The organism is Arthrobacter sp. Soil_C_49 (genome assembly GCF_057656635.1).
The window spans coordinates 85101-111464 of record NZ_JBDGJZ010000008.1; the positions used below are offsets into that span (position 1 = coordinate 85101).

The window sequence follows — 26364 nt, forward strand, 5'->3', positions numbered from 1 at the left end:
CGCGGCCCGGCACCGGGGGATTCCCCACAGCCGCCTCCCCCACGAGGTGCCGGGAGCGAACCCAGCCGGATCAAAGCGCCGAACCCGACCCGGGAGCGAACGCAGCTACGGATGAAAGCACCGAACCCAGCCAAGGGAGCTTGACAAGCGAAAGCCCCGCCTGCTCTGGGAGCTGGCGGGGCTTTGGCTGTGGAGATCAGACGCTCGGGGCGATTTCCGGGATGCGCGGCTTGGCGTTGCCGGCGAACGTGAACTTCGCGTCGTCGCCGTCGCCTTCCACGTCCACTACGACGATGTCGCCGGCGTGGATCTCGCCGAACAGGATCTTCTCGGAGAGCTGATCCTCGATCTCGCGCTGGATGGTGCGGCGCAGCGGCCGGGCACCCATGGCGGGATCGTAACCACGGGTTGCCAGGAGCACCTTGGCGGCCTTGGTCAGTTCGATGCCCATGTCCTTGTCCTTGAGCCGCTTCTCGAGGCGGGTCACGAACAGGTCCACGATCTCGATGATCTCGTCCTGGGTGAGCTGCGGGAACACCACAACGTCATCCACACGGTTCAGGAACTCGGGGCGGAAGTGCTGCTTGAGCTCCTCGGTCACACGGGCACGCATGCGGTTGTAGCCGGTTTGCGTGTCGGTGCCGGACTGGAAGCCGGTGGCAACACTCTTGGAGATGTCCCGGGTACCCAGGTTGGTGGTCATAATGATCACGGTGTTCTTGAAGTCCACCACGCGGCCCTGGGAGTCGGTCAGGCGGCCGTCTTCCAGGATCTGCAGCAGCGAGTTGAAGAGGTCCGCGTGGGCCTTTTCAACTTCGTCGAAGAGCACCACGGAGAACGGACGGCGCCGGACCTTCTCGGTCAGCTGGCCGCCTTCCTCGTAGCCGACGTAGCCCGGAGGGGCACCGAAGAGCCGCGAGACGGTGTGCTTCTCGGAGTACTCGGACATGTCCAGCGTGATGAGGGCGTCCTCTTCACCGAACAGGAACTCCGCCAGTGCCTTGGCCAGCTCTGTCTTGCCGACGCCGGTGGGGCCGGCGAAGATGAACGAGCCGCCGGGACGCTTGGGGTCCTTGAGCCCTGCACGGGTGCGGCGGATGGCCTGGGACAGTGCCTTGATGGCCTCGTCCTGGCCCACCACACGCTTGTGCAGTTCGTCTTCCATCTTCAGCAGGCGCGAGGACTCTTCCTCGGTCAGCTTGAAGACCGGAATGCCGGTGGAGTTGGCCAACACCTCGGCGATGAGATCCTCATCCACCTCGGAGATGTCGTCCATGCCGCCGGACTTCCAGTGGCGTTCCTTCTCGGAGCGCTCGGTGATCATCTTCTGCTCCTTGTCACGGAGCGCAGCTGCACCTTCAAAGTCCTGCGCGTCAATCGCGGACTCCTTCTCCATCTTCAGCTTGGCGATGCGCTCGTCCATGGCCTTGAGCTCCGGCGGAGCGGTCATGCGGCGGATGCGCAGCCGTGCGCCTGCCTCGTCGATCAGGTCGATCGCCTTGTCCGGCAGGAAGCGGTCCGAGATGTAGCGCTCGGCGAGGCTGGCCGCGGAGGCCAGGGCGCCGTCGGTAATGGTGACGCGGTGGTGCGCTTCGTAGCGGTCACGCAGGCCCTTGAGGATCTCGATGGCGTGCGCCACGGAGGGTTCCTTGACCTGGATGGGCTGGAAGCGGCGCTCCAGCGCGGCGTCCTTCTCGATGTGCTTGCGGTACTCGTCCAGCGTGGTGGCACCGATGGTCTGCAGCTCACCGCGGGCCAGCATGGGCTTCAGGATGGAGGCAGCGTCGATGGCACCTTCGGCGGCGCCCGCACCCACGAGGGTGTGGATTTCGTCGATGAACAGGATGATGTCGCCGCGGGTGCGGATTTCCTTGAGGACCTTCTTCAAGCGCTCTTCGAAGTCACCGCGGTAGCGGGAGCCTGCCACCAGGGACCCGAGGTCCAGGGTGTAGAGCTGCTTGTCGCGGATGGTCTCCGGGACATCGCCGCGGACGATCGCCTGGGCGAGGCCTTCGACGACGGCCGTCTTGCCGACGCCGGGCTCACCGATCAGCACCGGGTTGTTCTTGGTGCGGCGGGAGAGGACCTGCATTACGCGTTCCATCTCCTGCTCGCGCCCGATGACCGGATCCAACTTGTTTTCGCGGGCAGCCTGGGTCAGGTTGCGGCCGAACTGGTCCAGGACCACGGAACCGGCCGGAGCGCCTTCGGGCTGGCCTGAGCCGGCGCCTGCTCCCGTGGTTTCCTTGCCCTGGTAGCCGGACAGGAGCTGGATGACCTGCTGGCGGACCCTGTTCAGGTCTGCGCCGAGCTTGACCAGCACCTGGGCTGCAACACCCTCACCCTCGCGGATGAGGCCCAGCAGGATGTGCTCCGTGCCGATGTAGTTGTGGCCCAGCTGGAGGGCTTCGCGCAGCGAGAGCTCCAGCACCTTCTTGGCACGGGGGGTGAAGGGGATGTGCCCGGACGGCGCCTGCTGGCCCTGCCCGATGATCTCCTGCACCTGCTCGCGAACGCCGTCGAGCGAAATGCTCAAGGACTCAAGAGCTTTGGCGGCAACGCCCTCACCCTCATGGATAAGACCCAAGAGGATGTGTTCGGTACCGATGTAATTGTGGTTCAGCATGCGTGCCTCTTCTTGGGCAAGCACAACTACGCGACGGGCACGGTCCGTAAATCGCTCAAACATTTCGCCACACTCCTAGCTACGACGTACTTTGATGCTACGTGGCCAGACCATCGTTGTGGAGCGTGTTCGCCACGGGGGAAACCGGAGTCGTCACGGAATAATTGCAGCGGCCCCTCCCTGGACACCCGCCACCTTCCAATGAGGGCAGGGAAATGTACCTTCAGCCCCTTGCCCGCACAACCGCAAAGGCCCATTCTTGGCGGTAGCGGTGCTGTTGCAGGGCTGCAGTTGCGGAAGAAGCGGCGGGAGGGCAGGAAGATGCCGGAGGTAAACCTGGAAAGCGTCAAGCGGCCCGCGGGGGTGGCTTTGGCTGCCGGCGCGGTGTGGCTCGCCGGAATCAGTCCGGTCTCCCGCGTGTATCTGGAACCCGATCCCGGGCGGCGGCTCGCGATGCTGCGCAACGGGCGGAGGTCCTGGGTGCTGGGGCAGCATGTTGCCGCAGCAGGAACCGCGGCCATGCCCGCAGCGTTTGCCCGGCTTGCCCTTGCCCTCCCCGCCGGAAGGACCAGGGCACTGGCAGGGACGGCCGCCGTCGCCCTCGCCGCAGGGGCACCCTTGTTTGTGTCCCAACTCGCGATGCGGGCGGCTGACCTCGAAGGATTCGCCGCCCGCCGCTTTCCCGCATGGCCGTTCCTTACCTACGCGTGGCTGCATGTACTGGCCCTTGGATCGCTGTCAGGCGCCCTGGCAACCCTGCCGCACAAGGAAAAAGAGGCGGCAGCACTGGGACTCGCCGCACTCGGTTCCGGCGCCGCGCTGGCGAAAACGGGCGACATTCCGCCGTTCGTGTTCTATCTCTGCGAACAGCTTGCCGCAGCGAGCCTGCTGCGCGGTACATCCGCCAACCGCCGCAGCAGCCCGGTGCCGTCGGAGTAATTACCGGCAGTTCCGTCCGTGTCAGTTTCCGGAACGAAAAAGCCCTGCTCCCAAAACAGGAAGCAGGGCTTATTACTTGGGCTGGAGCCGTACTAGGAATTGGCCTTTTGGTAGGCTTCCTGGATTTCAGCCTGAATTCGGCCTCGGCTGTTAACCGTGTAGCCGTTTTCGCGGGCCCATTGACGAATCTGGGCCGAATCGTGGCTGCGGCCACCGGCGGCGGCTTTGGTGCGGGCAGTCCGGCCGCTGCTGCTGCCGGAAGCCTTTCGTGCTGCGCCGATAAAACGCTCCAATGAGGAGCGAAGTTCCGCGGCATTAGCTGCGGAAAGATCGATCTCGTAGTTGACCCCGTCAAGGCCAAACTTAACATTCTCGTCTGCGGATCCCCCATCCAGATCATCAACGAGGATGATGTTTACTTTCTGTGCCATTAAAAGTCTTCCTTTGGGAAAGGTTCGGGTTTTCAGAAAAGCAGGATGTTTCCTAAAAAGTATGACTCTCTTTATGGCAACGCGTCAAAGCGCGTAATGACTCTTGGGGATAAAGGCAGGAAATTAGGGGGTTTTATCTTTTGATTCGGGGTCCGTACGCTCTGCAGGAGTTGCCGCCCGGGCTTCGGCTTCTGCCTGCGCCCGGGCCTCAGCCTGGCGTTCGGACTTGTCCGCATTAAAGATCGCTTTCATGGCGAACCAGAAGAGCAGTCCCACCACGATGGAGGGCAGCAGGACAGCTACATACTCCATGGTTAGTGACCCTCGGGCTTGAGCAGCGGGAACAGGATGGTTTCCCGGATTCCGGCACCGGTGAACAGCATGACCAGCCGGTCGATCCCGAGTCCGATGCCGCCCATGGGAGGGGCGCCGTATTCGAGCGCCCGCAGGAAGTCCTCATCCAGCTGCATTGCTTCGTCGTCGCCGGCCGCGGCGTGGCGGGACTGTTCGGTGAGCCGCTCGCGCTGGATGACGGGGTCGATCAGTTCGGAGAACGCGGTGCCGCGCTCCATGCCGCCGATAATGAGGTCCCAGGCCTCGATCAGCCGGCCGTCCTCGCGGTGCGGCCGGGCCAGCGGCTGGGCGGAGGGCGGGTAGTCGTAGACGAAGGTCGGGTTCAGCAGCGTGGGCTCGACGATTTCGCCGAAGAGCTCAACCACCAGCTTCTCTGCGTCCCACTTGGGGTCAACCTTGACCTCGTGCTTCCCGGCGATCCCGCGAAGCACCTCCAGCGGAGTGTCAGGGGTGATCTCCTGGCCAACGGCGTCGGACAGTCCCGGGTACACGGACACCCAGGCCCAGTCGCCGTCGAGGTTGATCTCTCCTGCTTCGGTCTGCAGGACGCGGCCGGCACCCACGGCGTCGGCGGCGTCGAGGATGATTTCCTTGATGCGCTCCGCCATCACAAACTGGTCCGCCCACGCCTCGTAGCACTCAAGGGTGGTGAATTCCGGGCTGTGGGTGGAGTCCACGCCTTCATTGCGGAACACCCGGCCCATGTCGTAGACGCGGTCGATGCCGCCCACCACGGCGCGCTTGAGGTACAGCTCGGTGGCGATACGCAGGGTCATCTTCTGGTCGAAGGCGTTCATGTGGGTCTCGAACGGCCGCGCCAGTGCGCCCCCGTGGACCAGCTGCAGAATGGGGGTCTCCACCTCAACGTAGCTGTGCCGGAAGAGCGTCTCGCGGATGGAACGGGTGATGGCAGCGCGGGTGTAGACCATTTCGCGGGCTTCATCGCGGACCATGAGGTCCACGTAGCGCTGGCGGACGCGGGTTTCCTCGTTCAGCTCGGCGTGCAGCACCGGCAGCGGGCGCAGTGCCTTGGACGCCATGGACCAGGAGTCGGCCATGATGGACAGCTCGCCGCGGCGGGAGGAAATCACCTCACCCTTGATGAAGACGTGGTCGCCGAGGTCAACGAGGGCCTTCCAGTCGGCGAGCGCTTCCTCGCCGATGTTGGCCAGGCTGAGCATGGCCTGCAGGCGGGTCCCCTTGCCGTCCGTGCCGCCCTCCTGGAGGGTGGCGAAGCACAGCTTGCCCGTGTTGCGGACGAACACCACGCGCCCGGTGACGCCCACGGTGTCGCCGGTGGTGTCGTCGGCCTGGAGGTGGGCGTACTTTTCGCGGATCTCGGCGAGGGAGTGCGTCCGCTCCACACCCACCGGGTACGCCTCGGTGCCGCGCTCAAGAAGTTTGGCGCGCTTTTCCATGCGGATCCGCATCTGCTCGCTGGCGTCCAGCGGCTCCGGGGCGTTCTTGGGCGAGGGGGTGTTTTGGGAAGTCACAATCATCAAGTTTACCGGGCCTCGGGCGGCCCGGCTGCGCGGCCTCCCAACCGCCCCTGCCTAGGATGGGGTGGTGAAAGAACAGGTACTTTCAACGCACGACGGCGGCCGGCTGGCTTTGTACAGTTACGGCACCGAGGATGCACCGGGCGAACGCCGCGTGGTGCTGATCGGCGGGGCGTTCCTCACTGCCCTGATCTACCGGCCGTTTTCGACATCGCTTGCAGAGGGCCTGGGCGAGGGCTGGGCCGTGGACGTGTACGACCGGCGCGGCCGCGGCAGCTCCTCCGAACAACCGGCAGACTACTCGATGGCCACCGAAATAGAGGACGTCCGCACGGTCATGGACGCCACCGGGGCGCGAAACATCCTGGGCCACAGCCTGGGTGGCTCGGTGGCACTTAATGCCGTGCAGGAGTTCACCGGCAGCCGGTATGTTCCGGACAAGCTCGCGGTGTACGACGCCGCCGTGAATATCGACGGCAGCATCGACACCGGATGGCTGGACGGTTTCGAAGACGCCGTGAACAGGGGCAAAGTGGGCCGCGCCCTCGCCCACATGAAGAAGGCAACCAAACCAGACTCGGCCCTGGCGAGGATCCCGGAGCCCGTCCTCGCCGGGCTGATGGCCGTGATGTCCCGCACCAAGGTGAACAGGATGTTCCAGGAGGTGATGCCCAGCGGTGTGGGCGAACTCCGGGCGGCCTACAACGAGCCGGACCACGCCAGGGACTTCAGCGTGCTCCCCGCCAACACCCACTTCATGGCGGGCGGCAAGAGCCCCGGCTATTACAAGGCAACGGCCGAGCGGCTGCACGCCGCAGTCCCCGGGAGCACTTACGAGCTCTCCCCCAAATGCTTCCACGGCTCCATCCCGGCCGCCGTGGATGAACTGGTCACGGACATCTCCGCGTACTTCAAGGGCTAGCCGCGGTCAGACGCGCTCTCCCCTGCTGAACCCTGCCAGGGCGGCATCGCCCAGGTTCTTCCACAAGCCCTTGGGCTGGCCCAGGTGGTCCTTGGCGGCCAGCCAGTCGCCATAGCGGGTGATGTCCTCACCGGCGGCGGCCGCCACGGCATCGCAGGCAAACCCCACGGCCCTGGAACCGTCGGCCAGTTCGATGGCCCCGAGCAGCATGGGTTCGGGGAGTTCGGCCAGGAACCGCCCCAGCCCCGCTTCGGACACCAGCCAACGTTCACCGGCCAGCTCCGCGCCGTCGTCTGACCTGTACACGCCCGGCTTCGGCGGGACGGTGTCGAGGGACACCATCCGGTACCGTGCCGCGGTCCGTACAGGTCCGTCCCAAACGGCGCCGAGCGCCTCGAGCTGCGGCGCCAGCGGCTGGCCCTTGCGGTGCGCACCCACTACCACCAGCGGCACGGTGGTTGCCCCGGCCGCCACGGGCCAGGGAGCGGACGACGGCGGGCCGTCGCCACTGCGGGCAACCGCCGGAGCCGCGCCCCCTGCGAAGAGCGCGGGAGCCGCCGGGGTTGCCTCCAGGCGGCGGGCAATGTCTGCGGCAACGGCGTCGTCAAAGGTCCGGCCCACAACTGTCAGCCCGAACTGGGCGCCATCCACTTCGGCGGCAGGGACTGCCACAGCGCACAGGTCGAACAGGTTGCAGAAGTTCGTGTAGGTGCCCATCAGGGAGTTGACGCCCACGGGGTCCGCGGCCACCTCGGCAAGGGTGGGGTGGAACGGGGCGGTGGGGATCAGCAGGACGTCAAAGCCCTCCAGCTCCGCCATCGCCTTCTGCTTGAGCGCTTCGAGCGCGGCCGTATCGGCCACATACCGGTGGGCGGGCACTGCGCCCGCTGCCCGGATGATGCGTTCCACTGTGGGATCGATGCCCGCCTGGCTGTCCGCGCTGCCGTCGTGCGTGTCCAGGAAACCGCCCACGGCGGCGTAACGCTCTGCCACCAGTGCGCCGTCGTACAGGAGCCGGGCCGCCTTGAGGAAGGCATCAAATTCGATGGGTTGGGCGTCCACTCCCGAGTCGCGGAGCCGGTCCACCTGCCGGGCAAACTCTGCTGCCCAGGCGTCCGGGAGTGCCGGCAGGGTTGCCGGGTAGGCGACGCGCGGCTTTTCCGGAGCCGCCAGCCGGATGTCCGCCGGCCACGCCCGGGAATCTCCCGCCATCACCCCCATGGCAAGCTCGGCTGTGGAGAGGTACCGGGCAAAGATGGTGACGGCGTCCCAGGACTTGCAGGCGGGCACCACACCGGCCGTGGACACAACATCCAGCGTCGGCTTGATTCCCACGATGCCCTGCAGCCCGGCAGGGACGCGGCCAGAGCCGGCCGTGTCCGTCCCGATAGCGATGTCCACCAGCCCCAAGGCGACGGCAACCGCGGAACCGGAGCTGGAGCCGCCGGAGATGAAGTCCGGGCGGCGCGAATCCCGGACTGCCCCGTGCGGACTGCGCGTCCCAACGAGACCGGTGGCGAACTGGTCCAGATTGGTGGCGCCCAGGACCAGGGCTCCGGCGGCCCGCAACCGGGCCACCGCTTCGGCATCTTTCTCCGGAAGATAGGCGAAACCTGGGCATGCCGCCGTCGTCGGTATTCCTGCCACGTCAACGTTGTTTTTGACGGCGAGCAGGAGCCCGGCAAGGGGCAGGTGGGCGCCGCGGGCCACGGCCGCGTCGATGTCAGCGGCTTCGGCCAGCAGATCGGCGTCCCCGCGCAGGGTGATCCAGATTTCCGGGCGGTCCACTGCTTCGACTGCGGCGAGCGCTGCCTTGACCCGTGCAGTGGCCGGGCCGTTGATTGTGTTGGTCATACCGCTGCTTCTTCCAGTTCCTGGGCTTCGCCCGCCAGTTCAAGCTCCACGTCTGAACCGCCGAGGACCACCACGGCCTCGCCGGCCACCACCTGCGACCCGGCAACCGGCAGCACCCGCAGGACAACGCCGTCGCATGGCGCCTCCAGCACGGTTTCCATCTTCATCGCTTCGAGGGATACCAGCGGCTGGCCCTTGACCACCCGGTCGCCCTCCGCCACGTCAACCTTCCAGACGCTCGCTGCGAACGGCGCGGCCACGAGGGAACCGCCGTCCGGAACCTCCACCTCGTCCGCAGCCGGTACCACGACGGCGGCCAGCGCGTCGGCACGGTCAAACTCGCCGGCGTCGGCCCATGCCTGCCGTTCGACGGCGAAAGCCGCACCCTGCTTTTCGCGGAACGCCGCGATGGACTCGCGGTTTTCCGCAAGGAACACCTCGTGCTCGGCCAGCGAGAAGGTGCCCTCCTCGATCTCCACACCGCGGCCGCGCCCGGCAGCCATGTCAGCCCTCAGGTCCAGGAGTTCCTCGGGACTGACGGGGTACCAGGAGATCCGGTCGAAGAAGCGCAGCAGCCATGGTGAGCCCGGCTCGAACGGGGCGGAATCCGCGTAGCGCGACCAGACCTGGGTGGTGCGGCCAACGAACTGGTAGCCGCCCGGTCCTTCCATGCCGTAAATGCACATGTAGGCGCCGCCGATGCCCACCGCGTTCTCCGGCGTCCACGTGCGGGCCGGGTTGTACTTGGTGGTGACCAGGCGGTGGCGCGGATCCAGCGGGGTGGCCACGGGAGCGCCAAGGTAGACATCGCCCAAACCCAGGACCAGGTATTCGGCGTTGAAGACGGTGTCGAAAACGTCGTTCACGGAGTCCAGGCCATTGATCCGGCGGATGAATTCGATGTTCCAGGGGCACCACGGGGCGTCGTCGCGGACACCGGCCATGTAGCGCTCAATCGCTTCACGGGTGGCGGGATCGTCCCAGGAGAGCGGCAGCCGGACGGTGCGGCTGGGAACCACCAGCTCGGAGCTGGCGGGCAGCGCGGCCTCGATCTCCTGGACCAGGCCCAGCAGCCGGTTGGTGGACAGCACCGACGGGTCCACCTTGATCTGCAGGGAACGGATGCCCGGGGTAAGGTCCACGATTCCCGGAACCCGCAGCTGTTCGATGTGCTGGTGCAGGGCGTGCACCCGGGCGCGGAGCCCGAGGTCCAGCACCATCTCGCCGTATTCCACGAGAAGGTTGTCGTCGCCGGAGCGGCGGTAGGTAACCGCCGGGCGGCCGGCGCCTTCGGGCACCCGGCCCAGCACGCCGTCGTCGCCATCCCCGCGCGGGGGCCGGGCAGGAGATGAGCCGGCTGCTGCGGCGGTGACGGAGGAAATATCCCCGGACCACTCGGCGTCGCCGGGCAGGACCAGCTGGCGGCCGGGTCCCAGGTCCCTGGCCGACGGTGCCTGGCTGTCTTTGATGGGAACGAACCGGACCTTGTCCCCCGGCCGGAGCTGGCCGAGCTTCCAGCGGTCGGCGGTCACCACGGTGACCGGGCAGACGAAACCGCCCAGGCTGGGCCCGTCCGGCCCGAGCAGGATGGGGGTATCGCCGGTGAAGTCCAGGGCGCCCACCGAGTAGGCGGTGTCGTGGATGTTGGAGGGGTGCAGGCCTGCCTCGCCGCCGTCCGTACGGGCCCAGCGCGGCTTCGGGCCGATGAGCCGGACGCCGGTGCGTGCGGAGTTGAAGTGGACCTCGTACTCGGAGGAGTACAGTTCCTCGATGTCTTCGCGCTGGAAGAACTCCGGCGCGCCGTGCGGGCCTTCCACCACAGAAAGTTCCCAGTCCGAAGTCAGGGCCGGGCGGCTGTCCAGCGGCACTGCGGCCGTGGGTGTGCTGTTTCCGGCTCCGGCGTTCGTGGCAACCGTGGCCGGACGCACTGTCCGGAGCACGTCGCCGGCGCGCAGGACCCGCCCGGCGTGGCCGCCGAACTGGCCCAGGGTGAAGGTGGAGGCGCTGCCCAGGTACTGCGGGGTGTCCAGGCCGCCCTGGAACAGGATGTAGCCGCGCAGACCCTTGCTGCCGGCCGTGCCGACGTCGAGCGTCCCTCCCTCGGGGACCGTGACGGGCGCCCAGCCGGGCACCTCCGTCCCATCAACTGTCACCGTTACTTCCGCGCCTGTGACGCACACGGTGGTGGCGTGGGTGAAGGTCAGGCTGGGGCCGGTCATGGTGAATTCCAGGCCGGGAGCACCTTCCGGGTTGCCCAGGGCGGTATTTCCGAGCCGGAAGGAGAGATCGTCCATAGGGCCGCTCGGAGGTACGCCGATCTGCCACAGGCCGGTGCGGCCGGGCCAGTCCTGCACGCTGGTCTGCAGGCCGGGGCGGCCCACGGTGATGCGCGGTTCGGGATCCCCTACGCTGTCCAGCGTGCTGGTGGAGTGCTGGACGGTGCGGACCACGTCCAGCCCGGTGGCGGCGCGGAGCAGCCCGAGGTTGGTTTCGATCCCGTCGATCCGGGTGCCTTTGAGGGCTGCGGCGAGCCGGTCCAGGGCCTCGGCACGGTGCGCGCCGGAGGTGATGATCTTGCCCAGGAGAGGATCGTAGTTGGTGGAGACCTCGGTGCCGGTTTCGGCCCAGGCGTCCACGCGGACGCCCTCTGTTTCCGGGTAGGCCGCGTTGGTTACGGTGCCGGCGCTGGGCTGGAAACCTCGGGCCGGGTCTTCTGCGTAGACACGTGCTTCCACTGCGTGGCCTGTGACCGGGAGGCTGTCCGGCACACCGGCAAGGACGGTTGAAGCTTCGCTGCCGCCCTGGGCCAGGCGGAGCATCCATTCCACCAGGTCCACGCCCGTGACGGCCTCGGTGACGGGGTGCTCCACCTGCAACCGGGCGTTGACCTCCAGGAAGGATGCTTCCTGGCGGGCGGAGTCGTAGACGAATTCGACGGTCCCGGCGGAGCGGTAGTTGAGGGAGGCGCAGAGGGCGCGGGAGCTGCGGTGGAGTTCTTCGCGCAGGTCCCCGGGCAGGTCCGGCGCGGGTGCCTCTTCGAGGACTTTCTGGTGGCGGCGCTGCAATGAGCAGTCCCGGTCACCGAGGCTGACCACCCGGCCCGCACCGTCGCCGAAGACCTGGACCTCGATGTGGCGGGCGTTCTCCACGTACCGTTCGGCGAACACGCCGGCGGTGCCGAAGCTGGCGCCGGCGAGGCGCGCGACGCGGGGAAAGCTGTCCACCAGTTCGGCCTCGTTGCGGCAGACCGTCATGCCAATGCCGCCGCCACCGCCGGTGGCCTTGAGCATCAGCGGGAACCCGATCGTTGCGGAGGCTGCGACGGCGGCGTCCACGTCCTCCAGCAGCCCGGAACCGGCGATCATCGGCACCCCGGCCGCCCGGGCGGCGTCGCGCGCTGTGTGCTTGGTGCCGAAGATGCGGAGCTGCTCGGCGGTGGGTCCCACAAAAACCAACCCGGCTGCTTCCACAGCCTCGGCGAAGGCGGCGTCCTCCGACAGGAAGCCGTAGCCCGGGTGGATGGCGCCGGCGCCGGTGGATTTGGCGGCCTCGAGCAGGGCATCGACGCGGAGGTAGGACTCCTTGGCCGGTGCCGGCCCCAGGAGGACGGCTTCATCGGCGAGCCGGACGTGCTTGGCGCCCCGGTCCGCTTCGGAGAAAACGGCGACGGTGCGCAGTCCCAGCTTCCGGGCGGATTCGATGATGCGGCAGGCGATCTCACCGCGGTTGGCAATCAGGAGGGTGTCGAAGTTGGTCACAGTGCAGCCTCCGGCCGGGTGACGATCATGCGGACTGGGGTGGGGTTGAAGCCGTTGCACGGGTTGTTGATCTGGGGGCAGTTGGAGACGAGCACCAGGCTGTCCACCTCCGCGCGCAACGCCACGCGCTTGCCGGGAGCGGACAGGCCGTCCACGATGCCCAGGGCGCCGTCCGGGTCCACGGGGACGTTCATGAACCAGTTGATGTTGGACACCAGATCCCGCTTCCCGAGGCCCCAGCGGGAGCCCTCAATCAGGAAGTTCTCCACGCAGGCGTGCTGTTCGCGGGTGTGCTGGCCGTAGCGGAGGGTGTTGGATTCCTGCGAGCAGGCGCCGCCTATGGTGTCGTGCACGCCCACCTCGTCCGCCACTACGGTCATCAGGGCGGCGCCGGTATCTGCCCGCAGCACCGAGCCAGTGGTGAGGACAATCGACTGCTGGGCAGCGATGGTGGACGCCGCCGAGTAGCGCACGGCGGTGTCCGCCGCCGCATACAGCAGGCAGTCCACGGCCTGGTTGCCTTCGAGGTCCACGATGGTCAGCACGTCCCCCGCTGCCACGAGGGCGGACCAGGGGCCGCGGGCCTCGACGAATTCATCAAGGACCACATCGCCGGGAATAAGCGCGGTGTCGCGGGCGTCCGCGGTGGGCTGGGCGTAGGTGGCGGTGTTCATCGTGGAGTCCTTGCGGTGAGGTCATGTTCGGTGTTGTGCAGTGCCTGCCGGTGCTCGGGTGACAGCGGGCCGGTAAGGGTGCCGGCCTCGAGGGCTGGCAGGTCCTGCGGTGCGTGCCAGGCAATGATGTCCACGGCGGTACCGGTGAAGTCTGCGCGGGGGTCCAGCGGGTGCGCCGTATTGGCAAGGACCAGCACGGCGTCCATCTGGAGCAGGAGTTCGACGGCGGTACCCGGCCCGGTGCTCCCGGTGAAGGTGATGCTGCCCGCCGGGTCGACCGTGATGCCCTTGAAGAGCGACAGGGACGGGGCCACGTCGCGCGGGCCCAGCCCGTTTTTCAGTGCTCCGAGGGTGAGCAGTTCGCGGGCGGCCGGGGATGCGCTGTGGGCCGTTCCCGCACCATACTTTGCCGTGTTGCCCTCCAGGGTGGTGGCACCGGTCAGGGCGTCATGGCGGGCGGATGAATCGGCGACGATCGTGGCCATCAGGCGGCCGGCGTCGGACAGCAGCGGGTGTCCGGTGGTGGGGTAGGCCTGCCACGGGACCTTGACCGTGTCAGCCACGTTGAGGCGCTCGTGCAGTGCTCCGGTCCGGTAGAGGAGGGCGTGCACGCACGCGTCCCCGGCGGTGTCCGTGAGCCTGATCCGGGTGCCGCGGGCCAGGGCCAGGGTGGTGTAGCGGCCGAAGGCGAGGGACTCGGCCCAGGTGGGGGACGCGCCGTCGGGCAGTCCGGCCAGAAGACGCGCCGGGGCGCCGGCGGCCGGGACGTACCGCATGGTGTCCACGGTCCGGCCGTGCTGCTCCCTTGCGTGGGCGCGGGCGCCTGCGGTGGTGGCAGTACCTGTGGCTGCTGGGCTCTCGGTTACTTGTGTCATGTCAATCCTGTGTTCTGAAGGCTTGGGTTCGGTGCTACTTGTGTTCTGGAAGGCTCTTATGCGGCGGTCGCCAGGTTGCGGCGGCGGACCCAGACGCCCAGGAGCAGGACCACTGCCACCATGAGCGGCGCGGAGTAGAGCAGCACGGGGTTCTCGCCGGAGGGGTCATAGACCTCGGGCCGCGGCCAGGCAAGGTTGACCACCATCACGGCGCCGTAGAGGACGGCGAGGATGTTGACGGGCAGGCCCCAGCGGCCCAGGGAAAAGAGTCCGGCGGGAAGGGTCTGTCCTACCTGGTTCCAGTCACCCCGAAGCCTGTTGAGGAGCTGGGGCACGGTGACCAGGAGGTAGGCGAGGTAGACCATCACGATGCAGACGCTGCAGAGGGTAGTGAACAGGGCGGCGTTGCCAACGTTGATGGCGAGGACGCCCACCGCGAGGGCGCCGATGACAATCGAGGGCCACATGGGCGTGCCGCGGGTGGGGTGGACCGAGGACAGCAGCGCCGAGGCGGGAAGTTTGCCGTCGCGGGCCATGGAAAACACCAGGCGCGAACCGGCGGTCTGGATGGCGAGGGTGCAGACGAAGATGGCGATGGCTACGTCCACCAGCAGGACCTTGCCCCAGAAGGTGCCCAGGACGGCGGTGAGGACGTAGGGCAGACCTTCGGTGGCGAGGCGGCCGTCGTCGAGGCTGGGGGCTGCCATCAGGGCGGTGATGATCATCAGCGCGCCGCCGATGCCGGAGATGAGCAGGGCGGAGAGGATGGTGCGGGGAGCGGTCCGGCGCGGGTCCTTGGTTTCTTCGGAGAGCTCGCCGGCGGAGTTGAAGCCCACCATGACGTAGGCGGCCATCAGCCCGGAGACCAGGAACGCTCCCACAGCGCCGAGCTCGGAATTCTGGAGCACCGTGGTGTCCGCAACAACGTCCGGCCCGCGCTGGGCGGCGCTGATCAGGGCCAGGATGACGGCCACAACGCCCACGATCTCGCAGGTGACGCCCACCGAGTTCACGTGGGCCATGAGCTTGACGCCCAGTGAGTTGATGATGGTGGTGGCCACCAGGAGCACGGCGCCCAGGATCACGGCGTTGGCGGCTCCCGTCACGGTGTTGAGCGCGGGATCACCGCCTACCAGCTGGAAGCCGTCCCACAGCTGGGGCAGCACCACCTGGAGGGCGATGGCGGCGGCTGCGGCGGTGACCACCTGGGCGATGGCCATGAACCAGCCGGCAAACCAGCCCACGCCCTCGCCGCCCACGCGCCGGGCCCACTGGTACACGGCTCCGGAGAGCGGGTAGCGGGCAGCGAGCTCCGCGAAGTTCAGGGCCACAAGGAGCTGGCCCACGAGGACTACCGGCCAGGTCCAGAAGAAGGCCGGGCCCGCGAACGAGTAGCCGAAGGCGAACAGCTGGAAGATGGTGGTGAGGATGGAGACGAAGGAAAAGCCGGCGGCGAAGGAAGCGTAGCGGCCGAGTTTCCGGTGGAGGGTGGGCTCATAGCCAAGGGACGTCAAATCTGCATCGTCCGCGTGGACGGTGGGAAGAACTGTTGAGGTCATCGGATTCTCCGGGGGCTGGAACGGCGAGGGGGCCGGCGGTAATGCAGCCCTCGGCCGATGGCTGCGGAATACCGGTCACTTGATAGTTTTCCAGCGCGATGTCCCCAAAGAGTTTCACCTCTGTAAAAGGCGCATAGACATCTTGTTTCCGGTGTATTTCCGTCCCCTCACCGTCCATTCGGACGCTCAGAGGGCAGGCGGCATGATGCAAGAATGAGGCAGTGACTTCAGCCGGACCGGGACGCCCCCGCAGCCAACAGCCCTCCAGGCCGGGCGCCACCGCCCGGGAGGAAATCCTGGATGCGGCGGCTGAGCTCTTCACCACCCAGGGCTTCGCCAACACGTCCACCCGTTCCATCGCCGATGCCGTGGGAATCAGGCAGTCCTCGCTGTACCACCACTTCAAAACCAAGGACGACATCCTCGAGGACCTCCTTGAGGGCACCGTCTCCGGCGGGCTGGACTTTGCCCGGACGGTGGCGGCCCTGCCGCGGGCGGAAGTGCCGGCCGGGAGCCGCCTTCACGCCGTCGCCCTTTATGACGGAACGCAACTGTGCAGCGCCCGCTGGAACCTCGGCGTCCTGTACCACCTGCCCGAGGCGCGCAGCGGCCGCTTCGAACGGTTCCTGGCCGGACGGCAGGAGCTGCGCAAGGTGTACGGGGAACTCGGCAAGGCCCTGTCCCCCGCCGGAATTTCGGCCCTGAGCGGTGCCAATCCCGGCGATCTGGCCTTCCGCCTGGTCGAATCGCTGATCAATCTCCGGGCAGACGGAATGGCCACCCCCGCTTCTCCCCTGCAGGCCGCCGATGCCGGCCTCATCCTGTGCGGACTGGGCGCAGAGCTGCCGGCGATCCGCGAGCAGAGCGCGGCGCTCATCAAACGCCTCGACTGACGGCCGTGCCGGTCGGCTGGTGCAGTGTCCATGGTGCCCGCGTTCAGGTTGCTCGGCTAGGCTCGGAACATGACGCGTGAGAACATCAGGACCCCCGACGGCGGCACTCTGGAGCTCTTTTCCACCGGCGTGGAACTCACTTCGGCCGGTTCAGGCGTGGTGGTTGTCCCGCCGTCCCTGGTGACTGCCGCGGATTACACCAAGTTCGCGCAGAAACTCAGCGCTGCCCTGGGCCGGCCGGTCCACACGTTCAACCGCCGCGGCCGGGGCTCGTCGTCGCCGCAGCCGGAGGATTACACACTGGACGTGGACATCCGCGACCTCGATACGGTCATGAAGCACACCTCCAGTACGGACGTCTTCGGGCACAGCTTCGGCGGGGCCGTTGCGCTCCACGCGGCCCGGACGCTGCCAGTGGAAAGGCTCGCCGTCTACGATCCCGCCGTCTCCGTGAACCACAGCGTCAAGGCGGACTGGACCGCCGAGTACGAGCGCGCCGTCGCGGCCGGGGATGATGACCGTGCCCTCGCCGTCCTGCAGCGGGGCCTCGAAGCCGGCGGCGCCTTCTCGTCCCGCATGCCGCTCTCCATGCTGACCCTGGCCAACAAGCTCACGGCAGGAACCTCAGAGGGTAAGCAGCAGCGCGAGCTGATGCGCACCGGCGTCCGGGAGATCAAGGCGATCATCGCCGCGGACATGCCGGCCGAGCCGTTCCTGGAACTGCCGCTGGAAACGCTGATCGTGGTGGGCGAGAAGAGCCCGGCCTACTTCGGGGTGGCGTGCGGCCAGATCCATGACGTGCTCTCCGGCTCCAGCTACACCATCCTGCCCGGCTTCGGGCACGACGGCGTCATCAAGGCCCCGGACAAGCTGATCAAGGAACTCGCGGACTTCTACGCCGGCTGACCGCCAGGTAGGTAGCGCCAAGCGTCGTTTTGATGCTCCAAAACGAGACTTGGCGCTACCTGATTGGTTTAGTGCCCGCCGTGGCCCGGCCGGGCACCTTCGGTCTTGCGCATCATGGCGGAGAGTACGACGGCGGCGAAGGCGATGACAGTTGCCGTCAGGAAGGCGGCGCTCATCCCCGCGACGAGGCCCGACGACGCGGAAACCACAGCGAAGATGGACACCAGCAGCGCCGTACCGGCGGCACCGGCCACCTGCTGCGTGGTGCTCATGATCGCGGAGCCGTGGGAGTAGAGGTGCGGCGGAAGCGGGTTCAGGCCGGTAGTGAACGCCGGTGTGAACAGCAGCGCAAGTCCGAAACTCAGCCCCACGTGCAAGGTGACGATCCACCAGACGGGCGTGCCGGCGTCGAGCATTGAGAACTGCCACAGCGTCACGACCATCAGGACTGAACCTGTGACGGTGAGGGGCAGCGGCCCTACCTTGTCGAAGAGCCGGCCGATGACCGGGCCCAGCAGGCCCATGGCCAGGCCGCCCGGAAGCAGCGCGAGGCCTGTCTCAAGGGAGCCGAGCCCGCGGATTTCCTGAAGGTACAGCGGCAGCAGGATAACGCCGCCGAACAGCGCCATCATGGCCACCACCATCAGCAGGACCGAGACGGTGAACATGCGGAAGTTGAATGCGCGAAGGTCCAGCAGCGGAGCATCGCCCTTCTGCAGGCGAAGCTGGCGGAGGACAAAGACGGTGAGGCTGGCGACGCCGATGACCAGTGCGGCGATAGCCGCAACACCCGGGCCGGCCTGGCCGCCATGGCCGCCGCCGATCTGGCTGAGGCCGTAGACCAGGCCGCCGAAGGCGGGGACGGTGAGGATGACCGAAAGGGCATCGAGCTTGGCCTTTTCCGTCTCGCCAACGTTGGTCAAGTACTTGGCACCGATGGCGAGGGCCGCGAGTGCCACCGGGAGGACGAAGACGAACATAAAGCGCCAGGTGAAGTGCTCAAGGATCAACCCTGAAACGGTGGGGCCCATGGCCGGTGCCACGGAGATCGCGATGCTGACGTTGCCCATCACGGCGCCGCGCTTGGCCATGGGGACCAGCGTGAGGATGGTGGTCATCAGCAGGGGCAGCATGATCGCGGTGCCGCCGGCCTGGACGATGCGCGCCAGCAGCAGGATTTCGAAGCCGGGCGCCACTGCGGCGAGAGCGGTACCGCCGGCGAAAAGTCCCATCGCGAGCATAAACACGGCGCGGGTGGACAGGGTCTGCAGGATGAACCCGGTGGTGGGAATGACCACGGCCATGGTGAGCATGAACCCGGTGGAGAGCCACTGGACCGTGGGGGCATCCACCTGGAGGTCCACCATAAGCCGCTGCAGGGCGACGTTCATGATGGTCTCGTTGAGGATCACCACAAACGTCGCCACCAGCAGCGTGCTGATGACTGTTACCGATTCGCGGGACATCTTCTCCGGCGCAGCGGGCTTGGTTCCTTCGGTTTGGACAGACTTGCCGCTCGCGTTTGGAGAGACTTCGGTAGACATGGGTGTTCCCTCAGGGAGTTGTTTGAAAGGTGCGCGATCAGCGTCGCTGCAGACTCCAACACTCTACCGGCTGGAGTAATTCCTCCGTACGGTATTTTTTCTTTAACCCTGAGGGAACAATGGGTGCTTCTAGGCCGTCTGGCCGGCGTGCTGGCCTTCGGAAATCTCCTCGACCAGCTTGCTGTTGAACGCCGGAAGGTCATCCGGGTTGCGGCTGGTCACCAGGCCCTGGTCCACCACCACTTCCTCGTCGGTCCAGTTGGCGCCGGCATTCTTCAGGTCCGTCTGGAGCGTGTGGTAGGAGGTGACGTTCCGTCCGCGCAGCACGCCGGCCTCGATCAGCAGCCAGGGTCCATGGCAGATGGACGCCACAGGCTTGTGCTGTTCAAAGAAGCTTCTGGCGAAGGCCTGCGCGTCCTTGTCCACCCGGAGGTGGTCGGCGTTAACGACTCCGCCGGGCAGGACCAGGGCGTCGAAGTCAGAGGCGTTCGCCTCTGCCACGGTGAGGTCGACGTCGAAGGTGTCGCCCTTTTCCGTGCCCTCGAAACCCTGCAGCTTTCCGCTCTTGGGCGCCACGAGGGTGGGCTGGCCACCGGCTTCCTTGACCGCCTGCCAGGGGCTGGTCAGCTCGATCTGCTCCACGCCGTCCGTCAGCAGGAATGCAACCTTCTTGCCTGCGATGCTCTGTTCTGACATTTTTCCTCCTCGCTTGAGGCGGATCCCCTCACGTCACCTGTGGCGCGCGGGGGCCGCTTAGTGAGTTGTTTGCCTGACAGTCTCCAGCCTAGGAAGGCCGAAAGTAATAAGCAAGCTGACTACCTTGGCCGCGGCAACCAGCGCGCGTGGAGCAGGGAGTCACTGTCGGTGGTGCTCAATCAGCCAGCCGGCCATCTGCTGGGCCCTTTCGGCTGCCCGCGTGTCGCCTTCGGTGGCAGAAATGATCGAGCCCTTCATGAGGATGTGCCAGGACCGGGCAAATTCCCCAGGCCGCTGAAGCCCGGCTTCTTCGGCCAGGGCCTGCACGTGTCCACGGATCTTGGCGAGGTAGTCGATGCTCGCCTGGCCGAGCGGATGGGCGGGCCCCATCTCCAGCAGGACGTTAATGAAGGAACAGGCTTCGAAATCCTCGCGCACGAACCAGTCCCCGAAGACGTCGAAGATGGCCAGCAGTTGCTCCGTAGGGGTCTCCCCCCTCCGGCGCGCCTCCGAAACGATGGCGTCCACGGTCCATTGCCTGTCCCGCTGTTCAAGAAAAGCCAGGACCAGCGAGTCCTTGGACGGGAAGTGCCGGTAAAAGGTTGCCTTGGCTACCCCGGACCGCTCGATCAGCTCGTTCACACCAACATCCCGCACTCCGCGGCGGGAGAAAAGTTCATAGGCCACAGACATGATCCTGGCGACGGATTTGGCGGCACCGCCCTCCGGCAAAGCTGGTCCGGTGACCATGGGTGAAGGAGCCGGCGCGGGGGACGTGGCTGATGAATCAAGGTCCGCCGGGGTCGGTGGAAGTTCCGCTTCTGGATACATGGCCTCTCCAGTTTACTCGCCGCCAGGGAAGACAGACCGGTCTTCCCCGCTGTAGTGTTTATTCAAGAGCAGTGCTTACGACGCCGCAGGGCCCCGGCCACTTCGGTTTGGTGCAAGGAGGCCCCGATGTCAGCAGAGCGGATCTTCCAGAGTGTCCCCCCGGACCCTGATCCCTGGATGTCCAGCGATACTCCTGCCGAAATTCGCCAGCTCGCCGTCGAGTCGCTCCGGTGGCAGGCGCAGGAAATCATCGACGAAGTGCTCTGCAGCAAGACACCCGGCGAGGAACTTACAAGGGCAAGGATGCGCCGCTGTGTCGCACGGCATCCGGGGGAACCGGAGCAGGCACTGCTGGAGCAGTTGGTCTATAACCGGGACCTCCTGGCTTGAAGCCAAGCCCTGATCGGGCAGGCCCGGCTACAGGGTAAGGCTCCGGTCCACAATTCGCCCGGCTGTCTCATGGAGTCCTTCGTTGTGGGCACGTGCGTGGTCCCGCAGCAGCCTGAATGCCTCGTTCATGTCCACCCCGGACGTGTGCGCGATGACTCCCTTTGCCTGTTCAATCAACACCCGGCTGTTCAGCGCCCGCTGCAGCTGCTCGTTGACGAGGACCGCTTCCCTGATGGTGCGTTCGTGCATCAGGCTGATCGTGGCAACGTCCGCCAGCGCCTGTCCTATGGCGGAATCCTCTTCCGTCAGGGATCCGGGGTTGGATCCAAAAAGCCCCATCGCGCCGATAGTCCGGCCGTGGATGCGCATGGGCACCGCGTGCACGGAACGGAAGCCCTGGGACAACGCGGCGGCTTTGAAATCCGGCCACCGGTTCAGGGTTTGGATGTCACCCTCCTCGACAACGAGACCGGAGGCATAGCACTCGACGCATGGGCCTTCCCCCGCCCGCAACTGCAGGACTTCCACGAGCTGGCTTTCCTCGCTCGTTGACGCTAAAACCTGAAGTTCCCCGTTCGGGTCGGCCAGCACCAAGCCCGCAGCCGCGACATCGAGGAGCCCCACGGACTCCTCGACCAGGGTGTGGAGCAGGTCCAGAACGTCATAGTCCGCAACCAGAGTATCCGTGAGTTTCACGAACGCCGCGCTGACGCGCTCCGCGCGGGTAGTCGTTGCCATGGCGCTATTTTACTTCAGGGGCCTGGCCGCAGGGCCGTTTTGGGGGCCAGACTCGAAGCTTATCCGGCCTTCGATCACTGCGTCGGCTGTCTCCCTCAGGGTGAGGTCGTGGGCGAAGGCATAAGCACGGAGCATCAGCAGCGCGTCTGCGGCACTGGCTCCGGATTGGGCAAGGACCATCCCCGTGGCTTGATGGATTTCACGGCGCGACATGAGGACCGGGTCCAGGGGTGTATCGGTATCCGGCGGGCTGATGGTGAGGATCTTTCGCAGGAGGTACCACGAGGTCTGGGCGGCGAGCATAGCCGCTGTTGACTGCTCTGTCCTGCTCAGTGCTCCCGGCACGGAGTGATAGAGCTCCACTACGCCGAGGTCCGCGGCGCCGACTGTCAGCGGGAAGACAAACAGCGCAGCTGCGTCTGTGCCGCTGATGGCCCTGTGGAACATGGGCCAGTCCGGGTGCGGTGCGGACCGGGCATCCGGGATGAGTACAGGCAGCCGGGTCCGGACCGCACGCCAACGGGGTCCTTCGCCCAAGCTGAACTGCAGTTCGTCAAGGCGGGCAGCCAGGGCGTCGCTGGCGCACACCAATGTTTCAGCCGTGGCCCCGCCGAACAGGGAAATGGCGGCGCCGGTAACGGGCAGTTTCTCGAGATAGGGGCGGCAAAGGTCTTCTTCTCCCGCTGCCAGCCCAGGTGCAACATCCATAGTGAGCCCCTGATCCCTGATTCTGTCCGCTGGCGCAGAGCCGGCTACTGGCTGAACCGGAACGGCGTGTCGTCACCTAAGGATACTCACCGTCCCTGACCAGTACATTTACACAAGTTGAGGACCGGATTTCGAATTTGCCCGCCTGGACGTCTCCAGCAGATGGTCACGCAGCGCCTGCTCGGGGTGCCTGGGGTGTTTGGCCAGGCACCCACGCAGCCGCAGCTTGACGTCGGCAAGCCCGGGAGAAGGATCATCAAGGATGGAGTTGATGATCTCCAGCGCCTGCATCCCTATAGGGCTCATGGTGGACGTTACGGGATACCAGCCCGATGCTGCGTGTCCGTGATTGGGGCTGGGGATGGGGACGGACACAGCCATGTCATGCCTTGCAGACATCGAAGTCTCCGGCAGGGATGGGGTCTTTGGTTGGGCTGATCATCGGAATCTGCTCCTGTACTGGGGGTGGCAGGTCAGCCACAGGGAAAAATGGAAACGGCAGTCGTGCCCGTTGCATGCCCGCAAGTGGCTGCGCCGAATGGTGGACGGCCGGCCAGCGCAATGTCCGAAGGCCGAACCGGAAATGAAGGGTGAGGTGCCTGCGCAGATGATTGGTCCTCCTGGTCGCCGAAATGGGGCGATGCCAGGGTCTGGGGCAACACTTCGAGCATACCGGAATGGCGGCCGGCCCAACAGGGACCCGGGCCGTTTGGCAGCCTGCGCCCACGGCCAAAGTGTGTCGGCGGCCCGCCGGTTATGACCGCAGGGGCAGATTGTCGATCAGCCGCACCGGCCCCACTTTGGCAGCGATGAGCGCCAAGGCCTCACCCCGGAACGGGGTCTCCCGGCAGTTCTCCGCCAGCGGTTCCAGGGTGTCCGGATCCACCACATCGAAATAGTCCAAAGCCACCAGTGGCTGGGACTCCACCATCGACTGCGCCGACTCAAGGTCCAGCGGCTGCCTCGCCTGGGCCCGCTCCTCAAGCAGCCGCAGCGCCCGCGACAGTACCAGCGCAGCCTCGCGTTCGTCGTCGGCCAGGAACCGGTTGCGGCTGGAGAGCGCCAGCCCGTCGGCTGACCGGACAGTGGGCACCCCCACAATGTCCACCGGGAAGTTCAGGTCCGCCACCATCCGCCGGACCAGCGCCAGTTGCTGCGCATCCTTCTGTCCGAAGTAGGCACGGTACGACGGCAGGCCACCGTCACCATGTGCGCCGTTACCACGGGGCAGACCGGCCCCCGGGATTCCGTAGTGCAGCAGCTTGGCCACCACCGTCAGCGCGCCGTCAAAGTGGCCGGGACGGGAGGCTCCTTCCCACTTCTCGCCGAGCCTTCCGGAGGTGATCCGCACCAGCGGTTCCCCACCGGGATACACCTCCTCCACGGACGGGGCAAAAACCAGGTCCACGCCTTGCGCTTCCAGCAAAGCGAGGTCAGCATCCAGCGTCCGGGGATAGCGGTCCAAGTCCGTGGCGTCACCGAACTGCAGCGGGTTGACGAAGATGGTGGCCACGACGACGTCGTTCTGCTCGACGGCGGTCCGGGCCAAGGCGCCATGCCCCTCGTGGAGTGCGCCCATGGTTGGAACCAGTCCCTGCGACGTTCCGTTTTTCGCGGTGAGGAGCCTGGCGCTCTGGGCATGCAGATCAGCAACAGTGGTGACGAGTTTGATGGGCATCTTCAGTCTTCCTCCGGTTCCAGGGCCTTACGCAGTTCCCCCAGCTGGTCAGGTTTCAGCAGCCCGCGCCCCTCGGCGCGGAGGGCTGTGGCGCGCGCCATCGCAAGGTAGGCGGCCAGCACATCGCCCTGCCGGCCGCCGTCGAACTCCCGCAAGGCCTCCGCGTGGGCCTTCACAGTTCCGACGTCGCCCCGCGCCACCGGTCCGGTCAGGGCGGACTCCCCCGACGCCAGTGCGTTCTCCAAGGTGGCCCGCAACAACGGACCCAGCATCCGCTCGGGCATGTCCACGCCAACATCACTCAGCAGCTGCGAGGCCTGCGCCACAAGGGTCACCAGATGGTTGGAGCCGTGGGCCAGGGCTGCGTGGTAAAGCGTGCGGTCCGCTTCTGCGATGACCACCGGTTCGGCGCCCATCTCCACCACCAGCGCCTGCGCAATCGGCAGCATGGCGGCATCGGCGGTAACCCCGAACGTGCAGTCCAGCAGGCGGGTCAGGTCCAGGCTCATCCCGGTGAAAGTCATCGCAGGATGCAGGGCCAGGGGGACGGCTCCGGCCGCGCGCACCGGACGCAGCACCCCCACACCGAACCGGCCCGACGTGTGCGCAACCAGCTGGCCGGGCTGCCAGGCCCCTAGTTTCGCCAGTCCATCCACCAGGCCGGGCAGGGCGTCATCGGGCACTGCCAGCAGCACCAGTTCCGCCCGCTCCACGATGTCCTGGACCTCCAGGACCGGAACGCCGGGAAGTAGCGTCTCGGCACGTTCCCGGCTTGCTTCGGAAACAGCTGAAACCCCGACGACGGCATGTTCGGCCGCGCGCAGGGCCGCGCCGAGTACGGCGCCCACCTTACCCGCACCGATGATTCCGACGCCGAGGCGTCCGGGCTTAGCCATGCTGCTGGCCTTTCTGCGTGGGGACGGGAGTTTGGTGCGGCTCAACCAGCCGCTGGGGTTCAACCAGCGGCGGGAGCCCTTCGACAGGCCCGGGCATTACCTGGCCGCCATCGCCGGGTGCGATGTCCGGGGCCACCTGCGCCAGCCATTGTTCAGTGGTCTGCCGTTTCCTGGCCAGCCGCGCGCGGGCGGACTGGGCGTCAAAAAGCGCGACGGCCTGCTCCACTCCGGCCTGCTGGTGCCGCGGCGAAACCGGCCCCACAGTGGTGTGCAGCACGAAGTCGGCCACCTTAAACCGGCGGGCCAGCGGACCTTGGTGCAGCGCCATGGACTGGGTCCGCTGGTGCGGCACCAGCACCAGCTCCCGCCACCACCGGCCGGAGCGGATCAGCAGCGCGGTGTCCGTGGCGGCAAACCCGTTCCGCCGCCACCCCAGCGGCGCCAGCAGGCGGGCCCGGCGTGGCGTGGTGACGAACCCGCCGTCGGAATCCATGCCATGGAGCCCTGCGCCGAAGACGGCGGCAGGATCCGGCGTGCCCGGATCCGGAAGCACCAGCGCGAGGACCGCCATCACATCTTGGAGCCGGCCCACCGGCAGGAGCGTCGTCCGCGTCGAGCCCTCGGCCGCGTTCTCCACGCCGCCGTAGCCGGCCACGTTGACCTGGATCCGGTACCAGCCCAGTGCCCGCCACAATGGGGGCTGCGCCACTTTCAGCGCCTGGATCCGGCCCGGCGGAAGCGTCTGCGCCTGGGTGTCCAGCAGCCCGTAGCGCAGCCGGATGCCGTCCGGCGAGATCGCGGCGGTGAAGTTATAGCCCTTGTTGAACAGGTTCCAGTAGCTTGCCGCCAGGGCAAGGGCGGCTGGAATCAGGTAGAAGTAGAAACTGCGGTTGTCCGTGACCGCGGAGAGAAGCACGGAAGCCGCGCCGCCCAGCACCACAAAAACGCTTTGCTCGCTGAGCAGCAGCGAACCGATAAGGCGCGACGGCGGCACCGCTAATACCGGATACTCCGGCGCCTCGGGTGCCGGGCCGTCGGGGCGGGACGGGTCCACGGCCACACCGGCCGCACGCGCCAGGATGGTGGCGCGGAGCTGGCGGGCATCGTCCATTGAGAGATAGGCAAGGCGTACGGCGGATTCCCCCGCATCGGCCACCTCGAACTTAAGCTCGGCCAGCCCGAAGATCCGGGCCAGCAGCGGCTGCACAATGTCGATGGCCTGCACCCGGTCCAGCCGTGCCTGGCGCTGCTGCCGGAAAATGAAGCCCGTGTTGACCCGGACGTAGCCTCCGGACACCTGGTACTTGGTGAAGTACCAGGTGAGGATGAACCCCAGCACCGCGATGAGCAGCATGATGCCGCCCGCGGCCAGCAGCCAGGGCGCGCGGCCGGCAAACTGGTCCTCCAGGATGGGCCGGCCCTGGAGGGCACGCTCAAAAACGTCCCGGCCGACGAAGAACCCGATCGCTGCCAGGGCCACCCAGCCGCGCACAAAAGGCGACGCCGGGTGCACCCGCAGCCACTCGCCGTCGGCCGTGGCGCCTGGGACAGCATGGGGCGGGGCGTCTGGAACACCAGGGCCAGTGATGGGAG

23 protein-coding genes are annotated in these 26364 nt (G+C 66.7%); 5 read left to right on the forward strand and 18 right to left on the reverse strand.

Annotated features, from left to right (window positions below; genetic code table 11):
• Positions 1 to 196: 196 nt before the first annotated feature.
• Positions 197 to 2689, reverse strand: coding sequence for an AAA family ATPase (locus AC3A4Z_RS14105; protein WP_493971186.1), 2493 nt, complete (start codon positions 2687 to 2689; stop codon positions 197 to 199).
• Between the two features lie 258 nt (positions 2690 to 2947).
• Between AC3A4Z_RS14105 and AC3A4Z_RS14110 the strand changes: the two genes are divergently transcribed.
• Positions 2948 to 3565 carry a hypothetical protein gene (locus AC3A4Z_RS14110; RefSeq protein WP_498712218.1) on the forward strand — a complete coding sequence of 206 codons (618 nt, stop codon included), beginning with the start codon at positions 2948 to 2950 and terminating at the stop codon, positions 3563 to 3565.
• Between the two features lie 92 nt (positions 3566 to 3657).
• Here AC3A4Z_RS14110 and AC3A4Z_RS14115 read toward each other — a convergent pair whose 3' ends face one another.
• The 3 genes from AC3A4Z_RS14115 to lysS all read right to left on the reverse strand — a co-directional run bounded on the left by AC3A4Z_RS14115 (position 3658) and on the right by lysS (position 5849).
• Positions 3658 to 3996, reverse strand: a complete 339-nt coding sequence (locus tag AC3A4Z_RS14115; protein ID WP_050056720.1) for a histone-like nucleoid-structuring protein Lsr2 — start codon at positions 3994 to 3996, stop codon at positions 3658 to 3660.
• Positions 3997 to 4119: 123 nt separating this feature from the next.
• Positions 4120 to 4308 carry a hypothetical protein gene (locus AC3A4Z_RS14120; RefSeq protein ID WP_050056721.1) on the reverse strand — a complete coding sequence of 63 codons (189 nt, stop codon included), beginning with the start codon at positions 4306 to 4308 and terminating at the stop codon, positions 4120 to 4122.
• A 2-nt stretch (positions 4309 to 4310) separates the two neighbouring features.
• Positions 4311 to 5849 carry a lysine--tRNA ligase gene (gene lysS / locus AC3A4Z_RS14125; protein ID WP_455836387.1) on the reverse strand — a complete coding sequence of 513 codons (1539 nt, stop codon included), beginning with the start codon at positions 5847 to 5849 and terminating at the stop codon, positions 4311 to 4313.
• Positions 5850 to 5916: 67 nt separating this feature from the next.
• Between lysS and AC3A4Z_RS14130 the strand changes: the two genes are divergently transcribed.
• Positions 5917 to 6771, forward strand: a complete 855-nt coding sequence (locus tag AC3A4Z_RS14130) for an alpha/beta fold hydrolase (protein WP_498712221.1) — start codon at positions 5917 to 5919, stop codon at positions 6769 to 6771.
• A gap of 6 nt (positions 6772 to 6777) precedes the next feature.
• On the opposite strand, the gene atzF is transcribed toward AC3A4Z_RS14130, so the two are convergent.
• The 5 genes from atzF to AC3A4Z_RS14155 are packed head-to-tail and all read right to left on the reverse strand — an operon-like array spanning position 6778 to position 15491.
• Complete coding sequence (atzF, locus tag AC3A4Z_RS14135; RefSeq protein ID WP_498712223.1) at positions 6778 to 8625, reverse strand: allophanate hydrolase; 1848 nt, start codon at positions 8623 to 8625, stop codon at positions 6778 to 6780.
• On the reverse strand, positions 8622 to 12383 hold the full coding sequence (uca, locus tag AC3A4Z_RS14140) for an urea carboxylase (RefSeq protein ID WP_498712225.1): 3762 nt from the start codon (positions 12381 to 12383) through the stop codon (positions 8622 to 8624). Before uca ends, atzF begins: the two co-directional genes overlap by 4 nt.
• Positions 12380 to 13057: an urea amidolyase associated protein UAAP2 gene (locus tag AC3A4Z_RS14145; RefSeq protein ID WP_498712227.1), complete on the reverse strand. Its 678-nt coding sequence runs from the start codon at positions 13055 to 13057 to the stop codon at positions 12380 to 12382. The genes uca and AC3A4Z_RS14145 overlap by 4 nt, the downstream gene beginning before the upstream one ends.
• Positions 13054 to 13932 (reverse strand): urea amidolyase associated protein UAAP1, encoded by an 879-nt coding sequence (locus AC3A4Z_RS14150; RefSeq protein WP_498712229.1) that lies wholly within the window; start codon positions 13930 to 13932, stop codon positions 13054 to 13056. The genes AC3A4Z_RS14145 and AC3A4Z_RS14150 overlap by 4 nt, the downstream gene beginning before the upstream one ends.
• Before the next feature lie 56 nt (positions 13933 to 13988).
• Positions 13989 to 15491, reverse strand: coding sequence for an amino acid permease (locus AC3A4Z_RS14155; RefSeq protein WP_493971178.1), 1503 nt, complete (start codon positions 15489 to 15491; stop codon positions 13989 to 13991).
• A gap of 221 nt (positions 15492 to 15712) precedes the next feature.
• Between AC3A4Z_RS14155 and AC3A4Z_RS14160 the strand changes: the two genes are divergently transcribed.
• Both AC3A4Z_RS14160 and AC3A4Z_RS14165 read left to right on the forward strand, forming a co-directional pair.
• The gene (locus AC3A4Z_RS14160) at positions 15713 to 16384 is read left to right on the forward strand and encodes a TetR/AcrR family transcriptional regulator (RefSeq protein ID WP_498712231.1); all 672 of its coding nucleotides are present in this window, start codon (positions 15713 to 15715) and stop codon (positions 16382 to 16384) included.
• Positions 16385 to 16453: 69 nt separating this feature from the next.
• The gene (locus AC3A4Z_RS14165) at positions 16454 to 17290 is read left to right on the forward strand and encodes an alpha/beta fold hydrolase (protein ID WP_498712234.1); all 837 of its coding nucleotides are present in this window, start codon (positions 16454 to 16456) and stop codon (positions 17288 to 17290) included.
• 68 nt (positions 17291 to 17358) lie between these two features.
• Here the strand turns inward: AC3A4Z_RS14165 and AC3A4Z_RS14170 are convergent, their stop codons facing one another.
• From AC3A4Z_RS14170 to AC3A4Z_RS14180, 3 genes are all read right to left on the reverse strand, one after another.
• Positions 17359 to 18834 (reverse strand): DHA2 family efflux MFS transporter permease subunit, encoded by a 1476-nt coding sequence (locus tag AC3A4Z_RS14170; RefSeq protein ID WP_498712236.1) that lies wholly within the window; start codon positions 18832 to 18834, stop codon positions 17359 to 17361.
• A 129-nt stretch (positions 18835 to 18963) separates the two neighbouring features.
• Entirely contained in the window at positions 18964 to 19530 is a 567-nt protein-coding gene (locus AC3A4Z_RS14175; RefSeq protein ID WP_498712238.1) for a type 1 glutamine amidotransferase domain-containing protein, read from the reverse strand.
• Between the two features lie 159 nt (positions 19531 to 19689).
• Entirely contained in the window at positions 19690 to 20361 is a 672-nt protein-coding gene (locus AC3A4Z_RS14180; RefSeq protein WP_498712239.1) for a TetR/AcrR family transcriptional regulator, read from the reverse strand.
• Positions 20362 to 20487: 126 nt separating this feature from the next.
• On the opposite strand from AC3A4Z_RS14180, the gene AC3A4Z_RS14185 reads away from it, so the two are divergent.
• On the forward strand, positions 20488 to 20751 hold the full coding sequence (locus AC3A4Z_RS14185) for a hypothetical protein (protein WP_498712241.1): 264 nt from the start codon (positions 20488 to 20490) through the stop codon (positions 20749 to 20751).
• 27 nt (positions 20752 to 20778) lie between these two features.
• Here AC3A4Z_RS14185 and AC3A4Z_RS14190 read toward each other — a convergent pair whose 3' ends face one another.
• From AC3A4Z_RS14190 to AC3A4Z_RS14215, 6 genes are all read right to left on the reverse strand, one after another.
• A complete protein-coding gene (locus AC3A4Z_RS14190) occupies positions 20779 to 21489 on the reverse strand; it encodes an ANTAR domain-containing protein (RefSeq protein WP_498712243.1) in 711 nt (236 codons plus the stop codon).
• Between the two features lie 9 nt (positions 21490 to 21498).
• A complete protein-coding gene (locus AC3A4Z_RS14195; protein ID WP_498712245.1) occupies positions 21499 to 22197 on the reverse strand; it encodes a GAF and ANTAR domain-containing protein in 699 nt (232 codons plus the stop codon).
• Positions 22198 to 22305: 108 nt separating this feature from the next.
• Positions 22306 to 22578: a hypothetical protein gene (locus tag AC3A4Z_RS14200; RefSeq protein ID WP_498712247.1), complete on the reverse strand. Its 273-nt coding sequence runs from the start codon at positions 22576 to 22578 to the stop codon at positions 22306 to 22308.
• Positions 22579 to 22951: 373 nt separating this feature from the next.
• Positions 22952 to 23875: a 4-phosphopantoate--beta-alanine ligase gene (locus AC3A4Z_RS14205; protein WP_498712249.1), complete on the reverse strand. Its 924-nt coding sequence runs from the start codon at positions 23873 to 23875 to the stop codon at positions 22952 to 22954.
• Between the two features lie 2 nt (positions 23876 to 23877).
• On the reverse strand, positions 23878 to 24771 hold the full coding sequence (locus AC3A4Z_RS14210; RefSeq protein WP_498712251.1) for a Rossmann-like and DUF2520 domain-containing protein: 894 nt from the start codon (positions 24769 to 24771) through the stop codon (positions 23878 to 23880).
• A complete protein-coding gene (locus AC3A4Z_RS14215; protein WP_498712416.1) occupies positions 24764 to 26359 on the reverse strand; it encodes a PH domain-containing protein in 1596 nt (531 codons plus the stop codon). Before AC3A4Z_RS14215 ends, AC3A4Z_RS14210 begins: the two co-directional genes overlap by 8 nt.
• Positions 26360 to 26364 lie beyond the last annotated feature (5 nt).